This window comes from Janthinobacterium sp. MP5059B (assembly GCF_001758645.1).
GTDB lineage: Bacteria > Pseudomonadota > Gammaproteobacteria > Burkholderiales > Burkholderiaceae_D > Janthinobacterium > Janthinobacterium lividum.
This window is the reverse complement of record NZ_LRHX01000006.1, coordinates 988,694-1,008,591: the sequence shown is the minus strand read 5'-3', so window position 1 is coordinate 1,008,591 and position 19,898 is coordinate 988,694. Positions and strand designations below refer to the sequence as shown.

The window sequence follows — 19,898 nt, the reverse complement described above, 5'->3', positions numbered from 1 at the left end:
GCGCTGGCGCATGGCGGCCCTGCCCCAACGGGGGCAGCGAGGATAAAAATAGTTCCCTCGTCAAGGTTGAGCGAGATCAGGCGTGCGGCCAGAGGTGGCGCCGTATACTTGGCTGACAGGCTGGAACCGGGCCTGCTCCACGGCAGCAACGGTATGGATGGGGAAACAATGACGAGCCCTGGTATGACACGCCACGACGACGCGCCTGCGGGCGAGCAAGCAGGCCAGCATGCGGGTTTTGTGCACGGCATGGCGGCCTGGGCGGCAAAACACCGCATCCGCCCATGGGGCGGCAGTTTTGCCGATTTCATCGAGCAGATCCTGCCCGGTCGCGCGGCCCTGCTGACGCGCAGCGCGCACCAGTACCTGTGGGACATGATGCGCTGGAACGGCCAGACCGATGACAACGGGCGCTTCCGCTGCCGCCTGTTCGACGACGAGCTGTTCGGCATCGACGAGGCAATCGACCGGGTTGCCGCTTATTTCAAGGCCGCCGCTGCCGGTTCCGAGGTGGGGCGGCGCATGTTGCTGTTGCTGGGCCCGCCATCGGGCGGCAAGTCGACCATGGTGATCCTGCTCAAGCGGGGCCTGGAAGAATACAGCCACAGCAGCGAAGGCGCGCTGTACGGCATCGCCGGCTGTCCCGTGCACGAATCGCCGCTGCATCTGGTGCCGCACAGCATGCGCGCCGACTTTCGCGCCAGCTATGATGCCGAGCTGCAGGGCGAACTGTGCCCGCATTGCCGCGCCCGCCTGGAAGAACAGTACGCAGGCGATTTCCTGCGCATGCCCGTTGAGCGCATCCACCTGTCCGAGGCGGGCCGCTGCGGCATCGGCACGTATGCGCCGCACGATCCCACCACGGCCGACCTGGCCGACTTGGTCGGTTCCGTCGACCTGTCGAAGGTGGCTCAGTACGGCGACGAAGGCGATCCGCGCGCCTGGTCGTGGTCCGGCGCGGTATACGCGGCCAGCCGCGGCATGCTGGAAATGATCGAGATCCTCAAGGTCAAGCGGGAATTCCTCTACACATTGGAGCACTTCCCGAATCACCACCGGGCGCTGGCCTCGATGGCCAAGCTGGGCTTGCGCCTGAAAAGCGCGCAGCCGCCCGGCGCCCGCTACACGGTCAGCTGCTATTTTGAGCGGGCGATCGCCTTCGCGCCGCACGACGTGACGGCGCGCATGGTGTATGGCAGCTATTTGCTGTCCACGGGCCAGGACGCGACGGCGCTGGAACAGCTGGACGCGGCCAGCCGCCTGGCGCCCGAGCAGGCCACCATCCAGTACAACCTGGGCCTGATGTATGTGAAGAAGAAGGAATACGAGAAGGCCAGCGTGCACGCGCAAAAAGCCTATGCGCTGGGTTTTCCCCTGCCGGGGCTGAAGAACAAGCTGAAGGCGGCGGGCAAGTGGAGCGAGCCGCCGCCGGCCGTCATGGAAGCGAAGGAAACACCACAAGAACCGGCCGTGCCACCCGTCGAACAGCCTAGCGGGGAATGACGGCCGGCCGCCTGGCCACGCTCAGGTGGCCCGTCGGCGACACGGCCAGCGCGGCGGCCAGGTCGCGCCGCGATCGGGCCTTGTCGTCCGCTTCGCTGATGTACGCCAGTTCGGCCGGCTGCAGCACGGTAAGCGTCAGCAGCAGCACTTCGCCATACGGCGTGTCGAAGGATGGGGGAATGCTGCTTGCGCCCTGGGCCAGCAGCACAGCCACCTGTTCGTTTTCGTCTTCCAGTCCCTCCGGTGCCTGCTGCAAGTCCAGCGCCATCGACACGCTGCCGTGACGCTGCACCAGCAAATCGATGGAGCCATGGTCGGCCACGTTCTGGCTGACCTGGTAAATGACGTCGAAGAGCCAGGAATGCGCCACTTCCTTGCCGTCGAAGGCGGACAGCGGCGCCTCGATGCACACTTCCAGCAGATGGCCGCGCGGGACAAACACGTCGTCGTCATCCTCGAACGGATCGCTCAAGCCATCGCTGGCGATGAGGATGGAATCACTCCGTCGGATCACCCTCCAGGCCTGGCGCAACGATGGCCAGCGCGGGCCGCCCATGAAGGCCGGGTTGACCAGCGGCGCCAGCACGTCGGCGTCCATGGCGCCCAGGGTGGCATAGAAGGCGTCGCGCGCGGCGCAGGCCGTGGCCAGCATCTGCGCGCCCGCTTCCTTGCCGACGACGGCGTCGTCAGGTTGCGGTACTTGGGGGATAGCGTTTTCAGGCATGAGAATACTCTTTGAATTAGTCGGCGGGAGGAAAGTCGTCGTAGGAACGGGGCAAATAGCCCCAGATGCGCGCCACCCGGTCGCGCACTTCGAAATCGAAGCCGATGCGTTCCAGTTCCGGCACGATCCACACGCCGTGGTCGATGATCTTCCTGGGCAGCAGCATGGCCACGTGTTCTTCCGAATACAGGCTGATATCCAGCCACTCCACGCCCATGAACGGGAACGGCGGGTGGTAATCCCATTCAGTATCCCAGCGCGACACATAGCCGGTGACGGAGCCGTAACGGTAGGACGGCGCCCAATCGGGCTGCCCGCGCATGAAGGCCAGCAGTTCGTTCCACTTGCAGTCGTTGGCGGCGCCGGCCAGGTTGCGCCGCGCGATGTGGCCGCGCAGCTTGCGCTTGACGTCGTCGCCGCCGGCGTCGGCCTGCGGCAGGCTGGCCTCTGCCATCAGCGGGCGACCGGTTTCACTTTGGATGCGGCCAGCACGGCGCGCGCGCGGGCCGTGTCGATATCGTCGGCCGTGGCCAGCGCCACGCCCATGCGGCGGCGGGCGAACGATTCCGGCTTGCCGAACAGGCGCAAGTCCGCGCCCGGCACGCTCAAGGCATCGGCCACGCCTTCGAAGGCGATGCCTTTCGCTTCCAGCTGGCCATAGATGACGGCCGAGGCGCCGGGCGAGCGCAGCGCCACATTGACGGGCAAGCCGAGGATGGCTTTCGCGTGCAGCTCGAATTCGCTCTGCACCTGGCTGGCCATGGTAACCATGCCCGTGTCGTGCGGACGGGGGCTCACTTCCGAGAACCACACCATGTCGTCCTTGACGAACAGCTCCACGCCGAACAGGCCCAGGCCGCCCAGGTTGTCCGTCACCTTGCGGGCGATGTCGCGCGAACGCTCGAGGGCCAGCGGCGCCATGCGGGCCGGCTGCCACGATTCCACGTAGTCGCCATGCACCTGCAAGTGGCCGATCGGCTCGCAGAACTGCGTCTCGACCTGTCCCGAGGCGCCGACGGCGCGCACCGTCAGCAAAGTGATTTCGTAATCGAAGTCGATGAAACCCTCGACGATGACCCGGCCCGTATCGACCCGGCTGCCGCTGGCCGCATACGCCCATGCCGTTTCCACGTCTTGCGCGCTATCGAGCTTGGACTGGCCCTTGCCCGACGAGGACATCACGGGTTTCACGACGCACGGGAAGCCGATTTCCTGGCAAGCGGCCTGCAACTCCTGCAGGCTGCTGGCGAAGCGGTACGGCGACGTCGCCACGCCCAGGGTTTCCGCCGCCAGGGTGCGGATGCCTTCGCGGTTCATCGTCAGCACGGCAGCCCGGGCATTCGGGATGCACGTGATTTGCCCCGCTGCTTCCAGCGCCGCCAGGGTGTCGGTGGCGATGGCTTCGATTTCCGGCACGATCAAGTCCGGCTTTTCCAGGGCTATCAGGGCTGCCAGCGCCACGCCGTCGCTCATGTCGATCACGTGCGAGCGGTGCGCCACCGGATGGCCCGGCGCGTTCGGATAGCGGTCGACGGCGATCACTTCCACGCCCAGTCGCTGCAGTGAAATGATCACTTCCTTGCCCAGTTCGCCGGAACCGAGCAGCATGACCTTGATGGCGGTGGAAGACAGGGGCGTGCCGAAGGTGCGGGGCGCGATGGTGCTGCTGGTGCTTGTGGTCATGGCAGGGTCTGTAAGCGGATGGAAAGATGGCTGGGACTATAGCAAATGCCGGCCATCTTGGACAGGGCGCGCCGCTGGCGTGCGCCCCGCTCCACCCGCCCGATGGGCCAGCCTAGCCCGCGTAGGCCCGCTTGATCTCGTCAATGTTGATCTTTTTCATGCCCATCATGGCTTTCATCACGCGCTGGGCCTTGACGGGATCGGGGGCCGTCAACAGCTTGACCATGATGGTGGGCACGATTTGCCAGGACACGCCGAACTGGTCCTTGAGCCAGCTGCACTGCTGGGCTTCCGGCGGCCCGCCTTCGGACACCTGGTTCCAGTAGTGGTCGACCTCGTCCTGGGTCTCGCAATTGACCTGGAACGAGATCGCTTCGGAAAACTGGAACAGGGGGCCGCCGTTCAGGCCCGTGAACGTCTGGCCGTCGAGTTCGAACGCTACCGTCAAGACGCTGCCAGGCTCCTGGCCGTGGACTTCCCTGCCCTCCTCGCCATAGCGCAGGATCTGGCCGATCTTCGAATTGGGGAAAATCCCCGTATAAAACAGGGCCGCCGCCTCGGCGTGGCCGTTGAACCATAAACACGGGGTAATCTTTTGTATGCTGTGCATGATGTCTCCCTTGGTCGATCGCAACACCTCCCCGCGCGGGAAGGCCAGCCTCCAATATAGTCATTATTGCGCCGTCGAGGCGCGCAGTTTGCCGCCGCTTTTAACGCCACCGTCCGGGATATCGTCCCGCCCCAGCACGCCGGCGCTGGCCAGCAGGCGCAGCCGGGCAGAATGCCATTCCGCCTGGCAACGGATGCGCTCCTGCTGCGCTTCGAGCAGCGCCGACTGGGTGTTCAGCATTTCCAGGATATCCGCCGCGCCCAGGCCGAACTTGCGCTGCACGCTGGCCAGGGCATCGCGCGCCGCGTCCAGCCACGCCTGCGAGGCGGCCAGGTTGGACAGCGCCGTGCTCGCCTCCGCATGCGTTTTCACGAGTGCCATCAGGGTCTGCTGCCGCACTTCCTCGGCCTCGGCCTCCCTTTGCCCGGCCTGCGCCAATGCGCCGCGCACCTTGTATTGGCGCGCAAAACCGTCGAACAGGGGGATGTTCAATGAGATGCCCACCAGGGTTTCGCGCGTGGAAGCGGCGGACAAGCCCTGGTTGGGCCGGCCGTTCTGGTAGAGATTGGCCGTCAGGTCGATGCTGGGACGGTCCTCCGACCGGGTCACGTCCACCCTTTCGCGCGCCGCCGCCAGCTGCGCCTGCGCGGCCAGGATGGCCGGATGTTGCGCCTGGGCCAGCGCCAGCCAGGCTTGCAACTCATCTTGCAAACCCTCGCGCAAGCCCGCCGCCGCGCCATCCGCATCGTCGTCCAGGATCACGCCCGCATCGGCAGGCAAGCCCAGGGTATATACCAGCACGGCCCGGGCCTTCTGGAACTCGCCATCGGCGCGGCTGGCGCCCAGGGCCGCCTTGGCCAAGGCGCTCGTCGCCTGCAGGGTGTCGCTGTGCGAACCGAGGCCCCGCTGGGCGCGGCGCTGCGTGGCCAGCACCGTTTCATGGGCCAGCGCCTGGTATTCCTGCCGCATCCGCACGCTGGCGCGTGCCGTCTGCGCCTCGAAATACGCGCTGACGGTGGCTGCCAGGGTCTTTTGCAGCACGGCGTCACGGTTCGCCAGGGCCGCGTCAAGCAATGCCTGTGCCGAACGCTGGCCCGCCGCGCGCCCGCCAAAGTCGAACAGGCGCCAGGACAGATTCAGCGAGGCCGTATTGCTGTTCAAGCTGCCGGAAGCAGTGCTGGAGCCCGGATAGGCCGTGCGGTCGTGCACCCGGCTCACGCCCGCATTCAGGGTCGGCAGATAGGCGGCTTTGGCCTCGCCCAGCCCGGCCGCCTGCAGCCGGATGCCGGCCCAGGCGCCATGCACTTGTGCGTTATGGCACAGGGCCAGGTCGACGGCCGCCGGCAGGGTCAAAGGCATGGTCAGCAGCACACCAGCATCATGCGTGGATGGGCATGGCGCGGCGTCCAGGGACTGGGCCCGGACTGGCGCGGCGGCCACGCACAGGCACAGGCCAGCGGCGAGCAAGGCGGCGCGGCATCTAGCGTTCATGCAGCGCCTCCTTCTGGTGCTGCACCAGCGGCGAGAGCACATATTCGATCACCCTTCTCGTCCCCGTGCGGATTTCCGCGCGCACCGCCATGCCGGCCGACAGCGGCACCAATCTGCCGTCGATGACCATGGCCGGCTGCTGCAGCGTGATTTTCACGGCATACACGAGACCCTTCTTCTCGTCTTCGATGGCGTCGCGCGAGACGCTGCGGACGACGGCGGGCACGGTGCCATACTTTGTGTAGTCGAAGGCGTCGACCTTGACGGCCACCACCTGCCCTTCCTGGACGAAGCCGACGTCGCGGTTTTCCAGCACGGCGTCGATTTCCAGCTTGCCCTGGCGCGGCACGATCTGCATCAGCGCCTGCGCGGCCGGCACCACGCCGCCCACCGTATGCAGCTTCAGTTGCTGCACTGTGCCGTCGACGGGTGCCGTCAGGCGCAGCAGGCTGCCGCGGGCACCTGCGCGGCGCGCATCCTGGCCGCTGGCCGCCGCCACTCTGGCCCCTTCCGTCAGCGCGTCGTAGGCGTCCTTGCGCGTCTGCGCCACCAGGGCCGCGCGCTCGCTGCGGGCCGACGCCAGCTGGCCAGCCAGGTCGATGCGCGCCTGCTCCTTTTCCAGCCACGCGTGTTCGGCCACGTCGCGCGTGGCCAGCAGGGCCCGGTAATCGCCGGCGCGGCGCGCCGCCAGCGGCAGCGCCTGGGCATAGCGGGCGATTTCCCCGTCGAGATGCGCCAGCCTGGCGCGGAAACTGGCGTACTGGCCATCGAGGTGGCCCTGCGCTTCCTCGCGCTGGACGGCGGAAACGCCATCGGGCGCCGCCAGCTTCGGCGTATTCAAGGTGTCGATGGCGGCGATCAGCGCGCGCGAACGGGCCATCTGCAGCGCGGCCGCCACCGCGTCGCCGGCGGCCTTGTCGCGCTCGGCGTCCGGGCCGCGGCTGTCGAGCTCCACCAGCAGCTGGCCCGCCTGCACGGCTTGCCCCTCGCGCACATGCAGGGCGCGCACGGCCGCCACGTCGACGGACGCGATGGTCTTGGTGTTGCCGGACGGAATGATCTTGCCGGCCGCATTGACGATGATGTCGACCTGGCCAAAGACAGCCCACAGCACCACGCAGCCGACCAGCAGCATCAGCACCCTGGCCGTCAGGCGCAACGATGGCGACACGGGCCGCTCCTGCAGCGCCAGCGCGGCCGGCAGGAAGGCCGCCTCGTCTTCGCTGAGCACGGGACCGCGCAATGCGGCGCGGTCGCGCCAGCTATGCCGCAGCACCTGGCCGTAGCGTTTGAACAGCTCGCCATACGCGGCCAGACGGTGGCCGGCGCTCATGCGGCGCTCCCGCTCGTGCCCTGCTGCAGGCTGTACAGATGGGCGTAGATCCCGCCCGGATTCGCCAGCAGCGCCGCATGCGTGCCCAGTTCGGCCACTTGCCCCCGCTCCATGACCACGATGCGGTGCGCTTCGCGCACGGCCGACAGGCGGTGGGCGATGATCAGCACGGTGCGACCCGCGCAAATGCCGCGCATATTGCCCTGGATGATTTTTTCCGATTCATAGTCGAGCGCGCTTGTCGCTTCATCGAAAATCAGGATGCGCGGATTGCCGATCAGGGCGCGGGCGATGGCGATGCGCTGGCGCTGGCCGCCCGACAGGCCCGTGCCATGCTCGCCTACCATGGTGTCGTAGCCTTCTGGCAACTCGCAAATGAAATCGTGGGCACCGGCCAGTTTCGCCACGGCGATAACGGCATCGATGGGCAGCGCCGGGTCGCTCAGGGCGATGTTGTCGCGCACGGAGCGGTTGAAGAGGATGTTTTCCTGCAGCACCACGCCGATCTGGCGCCGCAGCGAGGCCGTGTCGATGACGGCGATATCCTGCCCGTCGATCAGTACCTTGCCCCGCTCGGGAATATACAGGCGCTGCGCCAGCCGCGTCAGGGTGCTCTTGCCGGAACCGGAACGCCCGACGATGCCGATCACTTCGCCAGGTGCAATGGCAATGGACACATTGCGCAGCACCTCGGCCGCATCGGGCCGGTAGCGGAAGCCCACTTGCTGGAAATCGATGGCGCCGGCGATGCGCGGCAGGCGCGCCTTCTGGCTGCCTGCTTCCGTGCGGGCGTTGAGGATATCGCCCAACCGGCTCATGGAAATGCCCACTTGCTGGAAATCGTTCCACAGCTGCGCCAGGCGCAGGATGGGCGAAGCCACCTGCCCTGCCAGCATGTTGAAGGCGACCAGTTCGCCCACCGTCATCTTGCCGTCGATGACGAGCGTGGCGCCCCACCACATGATGGCCGCCGTCACGAGCTTGCTGACCAGGGTAACGCCGCCGCTGGCCAGCATGCCGATGTTATTCGCCGACAAGCCAGCCGAGACATAGCCGGCCAGCTGCTTTTCCCATTGCTGCTGCCAGCGCGGTTCCACGGCCATGGCCTTGAGCGTGTCGACGCCGCTGATGGTTTCAACCAGGAAGGACTGGTTTTCCGCGCTGCGGTTGAATTTATCGTTCAATCTCCCCCGCAGCACGGGCGTGAGCAGCATCGACAGGGCCGCGTAGACGGGAATGGAAACGAGCACGACCACGCTCAGCGCGGCGCTGTACCACAGCATGGCGGCGATGAAGATGAAGGAAAACAGCAAGTCCAGCACCAGGGTCATCGCGTTGCCGGTAAGAAAAGAACGGATGTTTTCCAGTTCATGGATGCGTGCCACGGAATCGCCCACGCGGCGCGCCTGGAAGTAGGCGATCGGCAAGGCCAGCAAGTGGCGGAACAGGCGCGCGCCCAGTTCCACGTCGATCTTGCTGCTGGTGCGCGCGAAGACATAGGTACGGATGAGACTGAGCACGGCCTCGAAGACGATGGCGCAGACCAGGCCGATGGCCACCACGTGCAGGGTTTTCATGGCGTGGTTGACCAGCACCTTGTCCATCACCACCTGGAAAAACAGGGGCGTGGCCAGGCCGATCAGTTGCAGCACGAAGGAGATCAGCAGCACTTCGCCCAGCAGCCTGCGGTATTTGACGATGGCGGGAATGAACCAGCTGAAGTCGAAGCGGGCCGTTTCGCCCGCAAAGCTGGCCTTGCTGGTGAAAAAGATCAGTTCGCCCGTCCAGGCGGCAAGGAACGCTTCGCGGCCAAGGATTTGCGGCGGCTGGCCCGGATGCTGGATCAGCACCTTGCTCACGCCGTCATCGTCCGTTTCGACCTTGCCGAGAATAAAGAAACGGCCTGCGCTATCGATGGCGATGGCCGGCAGCGGCGATTGCGCCAGCCGTGCCGGCGCCTGGCGCACCAGCTTGGCCGTCAAGCCCAGCTGTTGCGCGGCCAGCAGGACGGTTTGCCGGGTGAACACGGCCTGGCCGAAGGCATGCTTGAGCTGGGCGCCGTCGGCGGCGATGCCGTGCAGGCTGGCCATCAGCAGCAGCGACAGCAAGCCCGTGTCGGGCGCAGGTTGTATGGGGGGCGGATCGTTGCGGTATGAGAGGACTGTCATCGGGCAATATCAGAGATTCAATGGCGCAGCCAGGCCGTGGCGGCTCACCCCGGCCCGGCTGCGTGATGGTGAAGCTAACTAGCTAGCAACGCGGGCGGTCAATGGACTGCCGCCAGCTGGATCTGCGCCGACGCAGCGCCTTGCGCCGACCAGGGCGCCGATGCGGCCGCAGGCACGGCAAAGCCGGCCATGGCTTGCACCAGCTGCGCCGGATCCGCTGGCCAACCGCCGAAGCCGCCCTGGCTGGCGCCAGCCGCTGGTGGCGCTGCGCGCCAGTTCTGCGCCAGCACCGGCGCCAGGATGGCGGCCGTACCGGCCGGCAAGGTCAGCTGGCCCGCTGGTGGCGGCGTCAAGCCCGCCATCGCCTGCACCAGGTTTTGCACATCGCTGCCCAGCAAGACTTTGCCATCGGCCATGCGGAATTCCTCGATGCGCACGGGCGTGTCCGCGTACCAGTTATTGACGGTAATCTTGTCCGTGGTACCGATGGTGCTCACTTCCAGGTGCGCACCCGCCTGGCGGAACCACAGCTGGTCGGCGCTGACGCCGGCCAGGAAAGAGACGACGTCGTGGCTGTCCGCCTCCACGCCCTCGGCGATGATGTCGGCGCCGTCGCCGCGGGCGAAGATATAGGTGTCGTTGCCCATGAGGCCGGCCAGGGTGTCGTCACCCTTGCCGCCCTGCAAGGTATCGTTGCCGAAGCCGCCGAAGAGGACGTTCTTGAGCTCATTGCCGGTCAACACGTCATCGAACTTGCTGCCGAAAACCGTATTGAAATTGGCCAGCACGTCGGCACCCGGGCGCGCGGCCATCGACCCGCCGACCGGTGCGAAGGTGGCCGTCACGCCTGCCGTGGCGCCGGAGTAATGGAGCGTATTGCCGGTACCGCCGCCATCGAGCACGTTGCCGCCAGGCGTATCGACATAAAAGACATTGTTGTTGTAGGCGCTGCCCGTTACCGTCAGGCCCGAGCCGATGAGGCGCACATTCTCGACGTTGTCGGCCACCTTGTAGTCGACGCTGGTGTACACAGTATCGCTGCCGCCGTTGCCCCGCTCGACGATGAAATCGCCCCCGTGGTTGACGTAATAGGTGTCGTCGCCGCCCAGGCCTTCCAGCAGGTCGGCGCCGGCACTGCCGTTGATGACATCGGCGCCCGCCGTGCCGACAAAGTGCTGCCCCGTGGGCTGCGTGGGACCGTTGAAATGCCAGGCCTGGGCCAGCACGGGTGCCAGGGCGGCGGCCGTGCCGGCCGGCAGGGTCAGCTGGCCCAGCGGCGGCGGCGTCAATCCCGCCATTGCCTGCACCAGCAACTGCACGTCGGCACCGCGCATGACGTGGCCGGCGGCCGTGCGGAATTCCTCGATGTTCGGCTTGGCAATGCTCCAGCCGCGGATGGTGATCTTGTCCGTGGTGCCGATGGTGCTCACTTCCAGGTCCGCGCCCACCTGGCGGAACCACAGCTGGTCGATATTGACGCCGGCCAGGAAGGCGATGCTGTCGTACTTCGCATCGGCGGAAGGCTCGCCGATGATGTCGGCGCCGTCGCCACGCGCAAAGACATAGGTATCGTCACCCAGCCCGCCGACGAGGAAGTCGTCGCCCTTGCCGCCTTGCAAGGTATCGTTGCCGAGGCCGCCGGACAGGGTATTGGCCAGTTCGTTGCCAGTCAACACGTCGTCATACGCGCTGCCAGTCACGCTGGAAATATTGACCAGCACATCGCTGCCCGGGCGCGCCACGGGGGTGCCGCTGATGGAGGCGATGGCCGCCGTGGCGCCCGCCCTAGAACCCGCATAGGTGGCTGAATTATTGCTGCCGATGCCTTGCACCAGGTGACCGCCGGCCACATCGATGTGGAAGACGTTGCCGCTGCCGTTGCCCCTTACGACCAGGCCGGCCGCGCTCAGATGCAGCTCTTCGACGTTGGCGCCCATGGTGTAGCTGACCGTCGTGTAGACGGTGTCGCGGCCGCCGCCAGGCTGTTCCGTCACCACGTCGTTGCCATGGTTGACGTAATAAATGTCGTCGCCGGCCCCGCCGATCATCACATCGGCGCCCGCCGTGCCCTTGATGATGTCAGGGTTCACCGTGCCTGCTCCCTCGGTGCGCCAGTTCTGCGCCAGTGCCGGGGCCAGGATGCCGGCGAGGTTCGGCGGCAGGGTCAGCTGGCCGGCCGGCGGCGGCACCAGGCCCGCCATCGCCTGCACCAGGTTTTGCACGTCGCTGCCCAGCAGCACGCGGCCATCGGCCGTACGGAATTCCTGGATGCGAGGCACGATGCCCGCGCTGAACCAGCCATTGATGGTGATCTTGTCGGTCGTGCCGATGGTGCTCACTTCCAGGTTCACGCCCACCTGGCGGAACCACAGCTGGTCGGCGCTGACGCCGGCCAGGAAGGAAACGACATTGTGGCCGCCGCCCTCGACCACCTCGACGATGATATCGGCGCCGTCACCGCGGGCAAAAATATAGGTGTCGTCGCCCACCGCGCCGAGCAGCGTATCGTCGCCCTTGCCACCCCGCAAGGTGTCGTTGCCGATGCCGCCAACCAGGAGGTTCTTGAGTTCATTGCCGGTCAGGACGTCGTCGAACTTGCTGCCCACGATGCTGGCGAAATTGACCAGCACATCGCTGCCCGGCGCTGCCGCCACCGGACCACTCGCCCCTGACAGGGTGGCCGTCACGCCCGCGCTGGAGCCAAGGTAATTGACCGAGTTGCCCGTGCCGCCACCGTCGAGCACATTGCCGCCGGCCACGCTGACATGAAAGATATTGTTGGTGTTGGCGCTCCCCGTCACCGTCAGGCCGCTGGCGGCGAGGCGCACGTTCTCGACGTTGTCGGCCACCGTGTAGTTGACGCTGGTATACACGGTATCGGTGCCGCCATTGGCCAGCTCGACGATCACGTCGCCGCTGTCGTTGACATAATACGTATCGTCGCCGGCCAGGCCTTCGAGCACGTCGGCGCCCGTGGTGCCGTTGAGCACATCGGCATCCGGCGTGCCGGTGAAGCGCTGCAGCGCCACGGCGGCGGCACTGTTCAGGTATTCCTCGATGGCGGAAATGCCATCGTCAGCGGAAGTGGAAGTTTGCGATGCAAATTTTTCAGTCATGTTGCAGTTTCCTGTCGTTAAACGTCAAAACCAAGATTGAATATGTCGGCGCAAGCTGACATGCAAGGCAAAAGTCCCGGCCGCATCCACTTGCAGTTCAGCATGCACCTTCAACGGTCCGGCACTTTCGGTGCATGGACGGCGCGCGGTTGGTGGTCGCCACGCATGCACCCCCTACTGACGTTCAAGGGGGCGGAGCACTGTTGTTTGTCATGCAAATGTCACACTGCATGGAGGAGAGAAAAGGAAAAGCGGAATGGCGGAGTGGCGGAAAGGAGGAAAAAAGCGCGCGGCTGGCGCAGGGCAGCACAATTTCTTTCACTGCTGCACCCATTGTGCGAGAATGCCCCTCCCCCTTGGATGGATGGTGCGCATGATAAGCAAACTCGCCGCAAGCATCACTGTAATGACACTCGTGCTGGCAGCTTGCAAGCCCGCAGCCACGGCACCTGCGCATGACATTCCTGCGGCCATGCGCCAGACCGCGACCACCCTGCTGCAGTCAAAATTCCTGCACGCGACCTCGATTGCCGTCGTTTATCGGGGCAAGGAATTCATGCTGCATCAAGGCGAGCTGGAGACCGGCAAAGGCAATCCGCCGAACGATGCAACGCTGTATGAAATCGGCTCAATCAGCAAGACTTTTGCTGGCCTGCTGCTGGCGAACGCCGTGCTGGATGGGAAGGCGGCGCTCGACGATCCCATACAAAAGTACCTGCCGGCCGCCTACCCGAACCTGCAGTCACAGGGACAGCCAGTTCGCTTGCGCCATTTGATCACGCACACCAGCACCATGCCGGGCATGCTGCCATTGCAGGTGAACACCATATTGAAGGATTTCACCGCACACGCCACGCCGGCAAAGCTCAATGCAGCCTACGCCAGCTACGGCCAGCAGCAATTCTGGCAGGACTTGCACACGGTCAGCATCCAGGGTCCGCTTGGCAAGGACTACGCCTATTCAAGCGCCGGTACCGAACTCATTGCGCACACGCTTGAAACAATCTACGGACTGCCCTACGAAGTCCTGCTCACGCAATTCGTCGCGCGCGCAGCCGGCATGCACGATACCAGGCTGAGACTCACAGCCACGGATGCCGGCCGGCTGGCGCCCGGCTACCACAGCGACAATCCCGTCATGACGACACCGAAGCCGCAACTGCCTTGGGGCGCAGCCGGCAACCTGAAGTCGAGCATGCCGGATATGACGAAATACCTGCGCCTGCAATTGAGCTCCGATCCCGCGGTCGTCGAATCGCACAAGCCGCTGGTACGCTTTCAGGATGACTTCAGCATTGGCTATTTCTGGAATATCGGAAGCAATCGCCAGTTGGGCACGCATTATGTACACCATGGCGGCGTGCCGCGTGCGCAAAGCTACGCCTACGTCATTCCAAAATACCAGCTTGGGGTCTTCATCATCACCAACCAGAGCGGCGACGCAACGGCCGGCGCCATGGAAGGCGCGCTGGCGCATCTTTTCGACACCGTCGAATCCATGGAAAGCGCGCAGTAGGCCGCCAACAATACCAACGGCGCCGAAGTTTGAGGGGGATCGCGCCTATTTGCCTGGCGCCGCGGCCTGCAAGGCGCGCAAGGTGGCCATGCGGCCAGTCCATGCTGCGAGCGCTGCGTCCAGCGCCAGGCCCGGCCGGCTGGCGGTAAAATCGGCCCAGGCTGGCGCATGGCGCGCCGCCTCATCCCGGCCCTGCTGGCCATCCAGGTAGGCAATGGCCGCCATGGCTTGCTCCTGATCAAAGTGCAGCTGCGGCTGGCGCAAATAATGTTCAAGATAGCGGTGCAGATAATCGCGGCTGCCGGGCGTGTCGAAGGCGGCCAGCGCCAGACAATACGCGCTGCCCGCGTAGCAGACTTCACTGGCCAGCAGCAGGCCACCCAGCTGGTCCGTGAAGCCGGGACGATGCATCAATGCGGCCAGATAGGCGCCCGCCGTGCGGCTGCGCCAGTCGAATCGCCCCAGCAGGCGGGCGATGACGGTATCGTCGGCCTGCGCCAGCCGGGCCAGGCATGCCTGCGCCTGGGGCTGGTGCAAGCCCATATACAAAGGCCGTACCCAGCCGTCGCGCAGGGCCGCCGTCAGCGGTTCCTGCGGGGTCAGCTGCGGCATGGGAAACGGATGCGCGTGGCGCACGGTGGCGCCAGCCACATGCAACTGCAAGGGCGTCAGGGAAACATCCTGCGTCATGGCAAAGCTCCAAAAGTTTGATCCTGTAACTGCTCCACCAGGAAATCGATGAAGACGCGCAAGCGCGGCGGCAGGTGGCGGCTGGCCGGCCACAGCAGCCAGAATGCCGTGCGCGCCTGCGTATGCTCGTCCAGCAGCGAGACCAGTTGCCCCGCTGCCAGTTCGCGCTGCACGGCAAATGCGGGCAGGTAGGCGATGCCCTGCCCCTGCACGGCCAAGAAGACGCGCATTTCCAGGCTGTTGCAGACCATGCCGGGCGCCGGCGGGCTTGCCTCGTCCATCAGCGGCCACTGCTCCAGGCGGCCCGTGGCGGGAAAGCGGTAGTCCAGGCGCGCGTGCCGCAGCAGCCCGGCGCCATCGGCGGGCCGGCCATGGCGCGCCAGGTAGGCGGGCGACGCCACCAGCAGGCGGCGGAATGTACATAGTTTGCGCCGCATCAAGCCCGAATCGGCCAGCTCGCCCGTGCGCACGGCCGCGTCAAAACCGTCGCTGACGATGTTGACCATGGCGTCGGAAAAATCGAGGTCGAGGTCGATGGCCGGGTAGGCTTGCATGAAGGCGCCGATGGCCGGCTCGAACAGGCCGCTGTAGCGTGGCAGGCTGATGCGAAGGCGGCCGCTCGGCGCGCCGCCCGATTCGCCCAGCTCGCGCTCGGCCGCTTCCACCTCGGCCAGGATGCGCTTGCAGCGCTGCAGGAATTTCTCCCCTTCCGCCGTCAATGCCAGGTGCCGCGTACTGCGCTGGAACAGGCGCGCGCCCAGCCGCGCCTCCATGCGCGCCACGCTCTTGCCGACCGCCGACGAAGATAGCCCCAGCAGCCGGCCCGTGGCCGAAAAACTGCCGCTGTCGGCCACCTGCACGAACATGGCGATGCCGCCCAAGCTATCCATTCCTCCCCCATTCAAGACATTTTTGTCCGATATGTTGATCAGTTTAGCCCATTTTTCTTTAATGATGGGCGCGCCATACTCGCCCCTCTTTCTTTCCTATCCGACGCCCATGCCCCATTCCTCACGTCTTTCACTCCCCCTGCAAGTGCTGGCCGCTTGCCTGACGGGCTTGCTGATTCCCCTGTGTTTCACGGGTCCGGCCGTGGCCCTGCCCGCCCTCGGCGCCGAGCTGCACGGCAGCGCCGCCGCCCTGAACTGGGTCATCAATGCGTATATCCTCAGCTATGGCAGCGCCATGATGGTGGCCGGCAGCCTGACGGACGTGCTGGGACGGCGCCGCGTCTGGCTGGCGGGGCTGGCGCTGTTTTGTGTGGCGACCCTGGCCATTGCCCACGCGCCATCGGTGGCATGGATCGCCGCGCTGCGCTTCGTGCAAGGCCTCGGCGGCGCGGCCGCATTCGCCGCCGCCATGTCTTCGCTGGCGCCATTGTTCCACGGCGCGGCGCGCAGCCGCGTGATGAGCGTGCTGGGCACGACATTCGGCCTGGGCCTGGCCTTCGGTCCGCTGGCGGCCGGCGCCATGCTGGCACTGGCCCGCTGGCCCGCCATCTTTTACGCCACGGCCGCGCTGGGCGCCATCGGCATGCTGCTGGTATGGAGCAGCGTGCCGGCCGATCCGGCGCGCGGCAAGGGCCGGCTGGACTGGCCCGGCGCCCTCAGCTTCACCGCCGCGCTGGGCCTGTTGACCCTGGGCATGCTGCTGGCGCCCGAACACGGCTGGCGCAACGGCGCCGTGCTGCTGTCCGTCGCCTCGTCCATGCTGCTGTTTCTCGCCTTTGGCGCGATCGAGCGCAGGACGGCGCGGCCCATGCTGGATTTGTCGCTGTTCCGCCAGCGCCGCTTTGTCGCCGTGCAAGTACTGGCCGCCTCGCCCGCCTTCCTGTTCATCGTGCTGATCGTCATGCTGCCGGGGCGCTTCATCGGCATCGACAACATGTCCGCGCTGGCCGCAGGCCGTTTGATGATCGCCCTGGCCGCGCCATTGCTGCTCGTGCCCATGCTGGCCGCGCTGCTGTCGCGCTGGGTGGGGAGCGGCGCCCTGTGCGCGGCGGGATTGCTGCTGGCCGCGGCAGGCCTGGCCTGGCTGGCGCAGGTGCTGGGCGGCGGTGATGCTGGCACCTTGGCCGGCCCCCTGCTGCTGATCGGCGTGGGCATCGGCTTGCCGTGGGGCTTGATGGATGGCATGGCCCTGAGCGTGGTGGAAACAGAGCGGGCCGGCATGGCGACGGGTATCTTCAATACCGTGCGCATCAGCGCCGACGGGGTGGCGCTGGCCCTGGCCGGCGCCGTGCTGGCCGGCCTGATCGGTGCAGCGCTGGCGCGGCAACTGCCGGCAGGCCTGCCCGTGCTGGCCGCCGCCAGCCGCGCCGCGCTCGGCGATCTCCAACAGGCGACACAGCTGCTGGGTGGCCAGGAAACGCTGCTGCGCGCCAGCTATGACGCCGCCTTCCATCAGCTGCTGAACGGCCTGGCGCTACTGGCCGTGGCGCTGGCGGCGCTGGTGCCGTATTTGCTCAGGAAGGAAGAAAAGCGCCTAACAAAACCGTAGCGAGCGGAAGGTAGAGGTGGTCGAGAAGCGTAACCGTGCTAGAGTACGGTGAGCATCGCAGGCCGCCTATACCGACGCGCAGTAGGTTTTGGAAGGTGCTTTAGGCGTCGAGGCCGTAAAACACGGCCACCAGAATGGCGATATTGTTGCAGGCGCGCGCAAACGTCGTTGTCGCGTAGGCAACGGCGACACTGGGGCCGCGGTAGCGCAGGTAGACAAAACTGAACATGGCACCCGACCCCAGCGCGACGATGGCATGCAGCAAGCCGCCGCTGATGAAATGCACGATGGCCCACAGGATGGTGCCGATAAAAATACTCAGCTGGCGGCTGGCGCCCAGGCGCCGGAGGATTTCCAGCGGCAGCAGCTGGCCAAGGAAGGTTTCCAGGATGGGTGAATAGATGACGACCCAGAACACCAGCAGGGGCAGCGACATTTCACGCTTGAACTTGGACAGCCCCGTGTGCGCGCCCCAGTATTCGGGCGGCAACAGCCATTTGGTCACAAACAGGATGGCAAAGCACAGCATGCAGGTGAGCAAACCCCAGCCGAGGCCGGCAAGGGCCAGCTGCAGCACGGGCGGCGCCGGTTTGTCGTCGTCCGGGCTGGATAGATCATGGCTGCGGCGCACTTGCATGAGAAGTCCTGGCGTTGATCCAGCTCTCATTGTAGCGCGGAATACGACTATTGGCGCATGGCGCGCCGTGCTGCCGCGCTCTCGGCATCAAGCCGCCAAGCGCAGCGGTCCGTTGGCCGGCTTGGCCAGTTTGAAGATGCCCACTTCCTGTTCCAGCTGCGCCGCCTGCTGCTGCAATTCCTGTGCGGCGGCCGCCGCCTGCTCGACCAGGGCCGCGTTTTGCTGGGTCACGCGGTCCATGTCGACGATGGCGCGGTTGACTTGCTCGATGCCGGCGCCCTGCTCCTGCGTGGCGTGGCTGATCTCGGCCATGATGCCCGTCACCCTGCCGATGCCGGCCACCACGTCGTGCATGGTGACGCCGGCCTGCTCGACGAGCAAGGTTCCGGTACCCACCTTGCTGACGGAATCGTCGATCAGGGCCTTGATTTCGCGCGCGGCGGCGCTAGAGCGTTGCGCCAGGCTGCGCACTTCCGTGGCGACGACGGCAAAACCACGTCCCTGCTCGCCGGCGCGCGCCGCTTCCACTGCCGCGTTCAAGGCCAGGATATTCGTCTGGAAGGCGATGCTGTCGATCACGCCGATGATGTCGACTATCTTGTTCGACGAGGCATTGATCAGGCCCATCGTATGCACCACTTCGGCCACCGCCTTGCCGCCCTGCTCCGACACCTTCGACGCTTCGCGCGCCAGGCGGTTCGCCTGCTGGGCGTTGTCCGCATTCTGGCGCACGGTGGAAATCAGTTCCTCCATCGATGACGCCACTTCTTCCAGCGAGCCGGCCTGCTGCTCCGTGCGCTGCGACAGATCGCGGTTGCCCGTAGCGATCTCGGTCGAGGCCATGGCGATGCTTTCCGTGCCGTGGCGCACCTTGCCGACGATGGCGGCCAGGTTGTCGCGCATGGTCTTGATGGCAAACAGCAGGCTGCTGTCGTCGCCGTGGCGCGTGTGCACGTCGATGGCCAGTTCACCGAGCGCGATGCGCCCGGCAATCGAGGCCGCATACGCCGGTTCGCCGCCCAGCTGGCGCAGCAGGCCGCGCGTGATGACGGTGGCCACGGCAATGCAAATGAGCACGCTGAGCGCGGCCAGCACGCCGATCCAGCGCAGCGACTGGCCGTAGATGGCGCGCGCGGCCACGCTGGCCTGCTCCGATTCGCGCTGCACGTTTTTCAGCACCGTGTCGATATCGGCGACGATCTGGCGCCGCAAAGGGCTGCACTCCTCGACGAGGAAGGTGCCATACTGCTCCATCTGTCCCGTGGCGCGGAACTGGCGCGGACGCTGCAATTCCCGCGCCATGGTTTTGAGGCCCGTGCTGACTTTCTCGAATTGCGCATCGCCGGCGAACTGCGGCGCCAGGCGGGCCAGTGCTTCCAGGTACAGCGCCTTCTGGCTGTCGAGGATGGCCAGCTCTTTTTCGGCGGCGGCCTGGTCATGGAAGATATATGCGTTGCGGGCAGCCAGGCCCGTCTGGTCGAGCGCTTCGCGCGCCACGTACAGGGGTTCGAGTTTTTCCAGTTGTACTTTTTCTTGCGCGTCCATGGCGCCGGAGATGGCGCCGATGCGCAGCAGTGCGAAGGCAGCCAGCACCAGCATGAGCAGCACCAGCAGCCCGAAGCCTGCGCTCAGGCGCGCGCCTATCGTCAAACGATTGAATGACATCATTGTTGTTATTGCCCTGTAATAAAGTTGATTGTTGCTGGTTATCTAAAAACCAGCGATCTGCTCGCCGTCGTGTTGCCGTTCCTGCATGGCGCAGGATGGGTCTCTAACTGGCGTTTTTTGGGCAGTCAGCTTCTAATTTCAGGCAATGCAGGCGCGCGGGGCATACCCCCACGCCATACAACAGCACACTGAATTATAAGCGAACAGCGTTATTTATGATTTCACGCGGCCGCTTTTAATGCCTTGATGCAAGTCAAGAT

General features: G+C 65.6%; 15 protein-coding genes. 3 read left to right on the top strand and 12 right to left on the bottom strand.

Going from position 1 to position 19,898, the window contains the following annotated elements; all coding sequences use genetic code 11:
• The first annotated feature begins 183 nt into the window (after positions 1 to 183).
• Entirely contained in the window at positions 184 to 1,503 is a 1,320-nt protein-coding gene (locus tag JAB1_RS28700; RefSeq protein WP_080753701.1) for a hypothetical protein, read from the top strand.
• On the opposite strand, the gene JAB1_RS09040 is transcribed toward JAB1_RS28700, so the two are convergent.
• The 8 genes from JAB1_RS09040 to JAB1_RS09005 all read right to left on the bottom strand — a co-directional run bounded on the left by JAB1_RS09040 (position 1,490) and on the right by JAB1_RS09005 (position 12,628).
• Positions 1,490 to 2,227, bottom strand: a complete 738-nt coding sequence (locus JAB1_RS09040) for a hypothetical protein (RefSeq protein ID WP_070279541.1) — start codon at positions 2,225 to 2,227, stop codon at positions 1,490 to 1,492. The genes JAB1_RS28700 and JAB1_RS09040 overlap by 14 nt on opposite strands.
• Positions 2,228 to 2,243: 16 nt before the next feature.
• Positions 2,244 to 2,681, bottom strand: a complete 438-nt coding sequence (locus tag JAB1_RS09035; protein ID WP_070279540.1) for a DUF6678 family protein — start codon at positions 2,679 to 2,681, stop codon at positions 2,244 to 2,246.
• Complete coding sequence (purT, locus tag JAB1_RS09030) at positions 2,681 to 3,910, bottom strand: formate-dependent phosphoribosylglycinamide formyltransferase (RefSeq protein WP_071653317.1); 1,230 nt, start codon at positions 3,908 to 3,910, stop codon at positions 2,681 to 2,683. The genes JAB1_RS09035 and purT overlap by 1 nt, the downstream gene beginning before the upstream one ends.
• Before the next feature lie 112 nt (positions 3,911 to 4,022).
• Positions 4,023 to 4,523, bottom strand: coding sequence for a VOC family protein (locus JAB1_RS09025; RefSeq protein WP_217494288.1), 501 nt, complete (start codon positions 4,521 to 4,523; stop codon positions 4,023 to 4,025).
• Positions 4,524 to 4,583: 60 nt separating this feature from the next.
• Complete coding sequence (locus JAB1_RS29515) at positions 4,584 to 6,011, bottom strand: TolC family protein (RefSeq protein ID WP_175445036.1); 1,428 nt, start codon at positions 6,009 to 6,011, stop codon at positions 4,584 to 4,586.
• On the bottom strand, positions 6,001 to 7,344 hold the full coding sequence (locus JAB1_RS09015) for an HlyD family type I secretion periplasmic adaptor subunit (protein WP_070279537.1): 1,344 nt from the start codon (positions 7,342 to 7,344) through the stop codon (positions 6,001 to 6,003). The genes JAB1_RS29515 and JAB1_RS09015 overlap by 11 nt, the downstream gene beginning before the upstream one ends.
• Positions 7,341 to 9,512: a type I secretion system permease/ATPase gene (locus tag JAB1_RS09010; RefSeq protein WP_070279536.1), complete on the bottom strand. Its 2,172-nt coding sequence runs from the start codon at positions 9,510 to 9,512 to the stop codon at positions 7,341 to 7,343. The genes JAB1_RS09015 and JAB1_RS09010 overlap by 4 nt, the downstream gene beginning before the upstream one ends.
• Positions 9,513 to 9,610: 98 nt before the next feature.
• The gene (locus JAB1_RS09005; protein ID WP_070279535.1) at positions 9,611 to 12,628 is read right to left on the bottom strand and encodes a calcium-binding protein; all 3,018 of its coding nucleotides are present in this window, start codon (positions 12,626 to 12,628) and stop codon (positions 9,611 to 9,613) included.
• Between the two features lie 256 nt (positions 12,629 to 12,884).
• Here JAB1_RS09005 and JAB1_RS09000 point away from each other — a divergent pair, with 256 nt between their 5' ends.
• Complete coding sequence (locus tag JAB1_RS09000) at positions 12,885 to 14,144, top strand: serine hydrolase domain-containing protein (RefSeq protein WP_217494274.1); 1,260 nt, start codon at positions 12,885 to 12,887, stop codon at positions 14,142 to 14,144.
• Between the two features lie 45 nt (positions 14,145 to 14,189).
• Here the strand turns inward: JAB1_RS09000 and JAB1_RS08995 are convergent, their stop codons facing one another.
• Both JAB1_RS08995 and JAB1_RS08990 read right to left on the bottom strand, forming a co-directional pair.
• Positions 14,190 to 14,834 (bottom strand): DUF6000 family protein, encoded by a 645-nt coding sequence (locus JAB1_RS08995; RefSeq protein WP_070279533.1) that lies wholly within the window; start codon positions 14,832 to 14,834, stop codon positions 14,190 to 14,192.
• Entirely contained in the window at positions 14,831 to 15,724 is an 894-nt protein-coding gene (locus JAB1_RS08990; RefSeq protein ID WP_070279532.1) for a LysR family transcriptional regulator, read from the bottom strand. Before JAB1_RS08990 ends, JAB1_RS08995 begins: the two co-directional genes overlap by 4 nt.
• 109 nt (positions 15,725 to 15,833) lie before the next feature.
• Between JAB1_RS08990 and JAB1_RS08985 the strand changes: the two genes are divergently transcribed.
• Positions 15,834 to 17,333 carry an MFS transporter gene (locus JAB1_RS08985; protein ID WP_083299632.1) on the top strand — a complete coding sequence of 500 codons (1,500 nt, stop codon included), beginning with the start codon at positions 15,834 to 15,836 and terminating at the stop codon, positions 17,331 to 17,333.
• 100 nt (positions 17,334 to 17,433) lie between these two features.
• On the opposite strand, the gene JAB1_RS08980 is transcribed toward JAB1_RS08985, so the two are convergent.
• Together JAB1_RS08980 and JAB1_RS08975 are read right to left on the bottom strand one after the other, a co-directional pair.
• Positions 17,434 to 17,970, bottom strand: coding sequence for a CPBP family intramembrane metalloprotease (locus tag JAB1_RS08980; RefSeq protein ID WP_034787364.1), 537 nt, complete (start codon positions 17,968 to 17,970; stop codon positions 17,434 to 17,436).
• An 87-nt stretch (positions 17,971 to 18,057) separates the two neighbouring features.
• Entirely contained in the window at positions 18,058 to 19,638 is a 1,581-nt protein-coding gene (locus JAB1_RS08975; protein ID WP_034787362.1) for a methyl-accepting chemotaxis protein, read from the bottom strand.
• Positions 19,639 to 19,898: the final 260 nt, after the last annotated feature.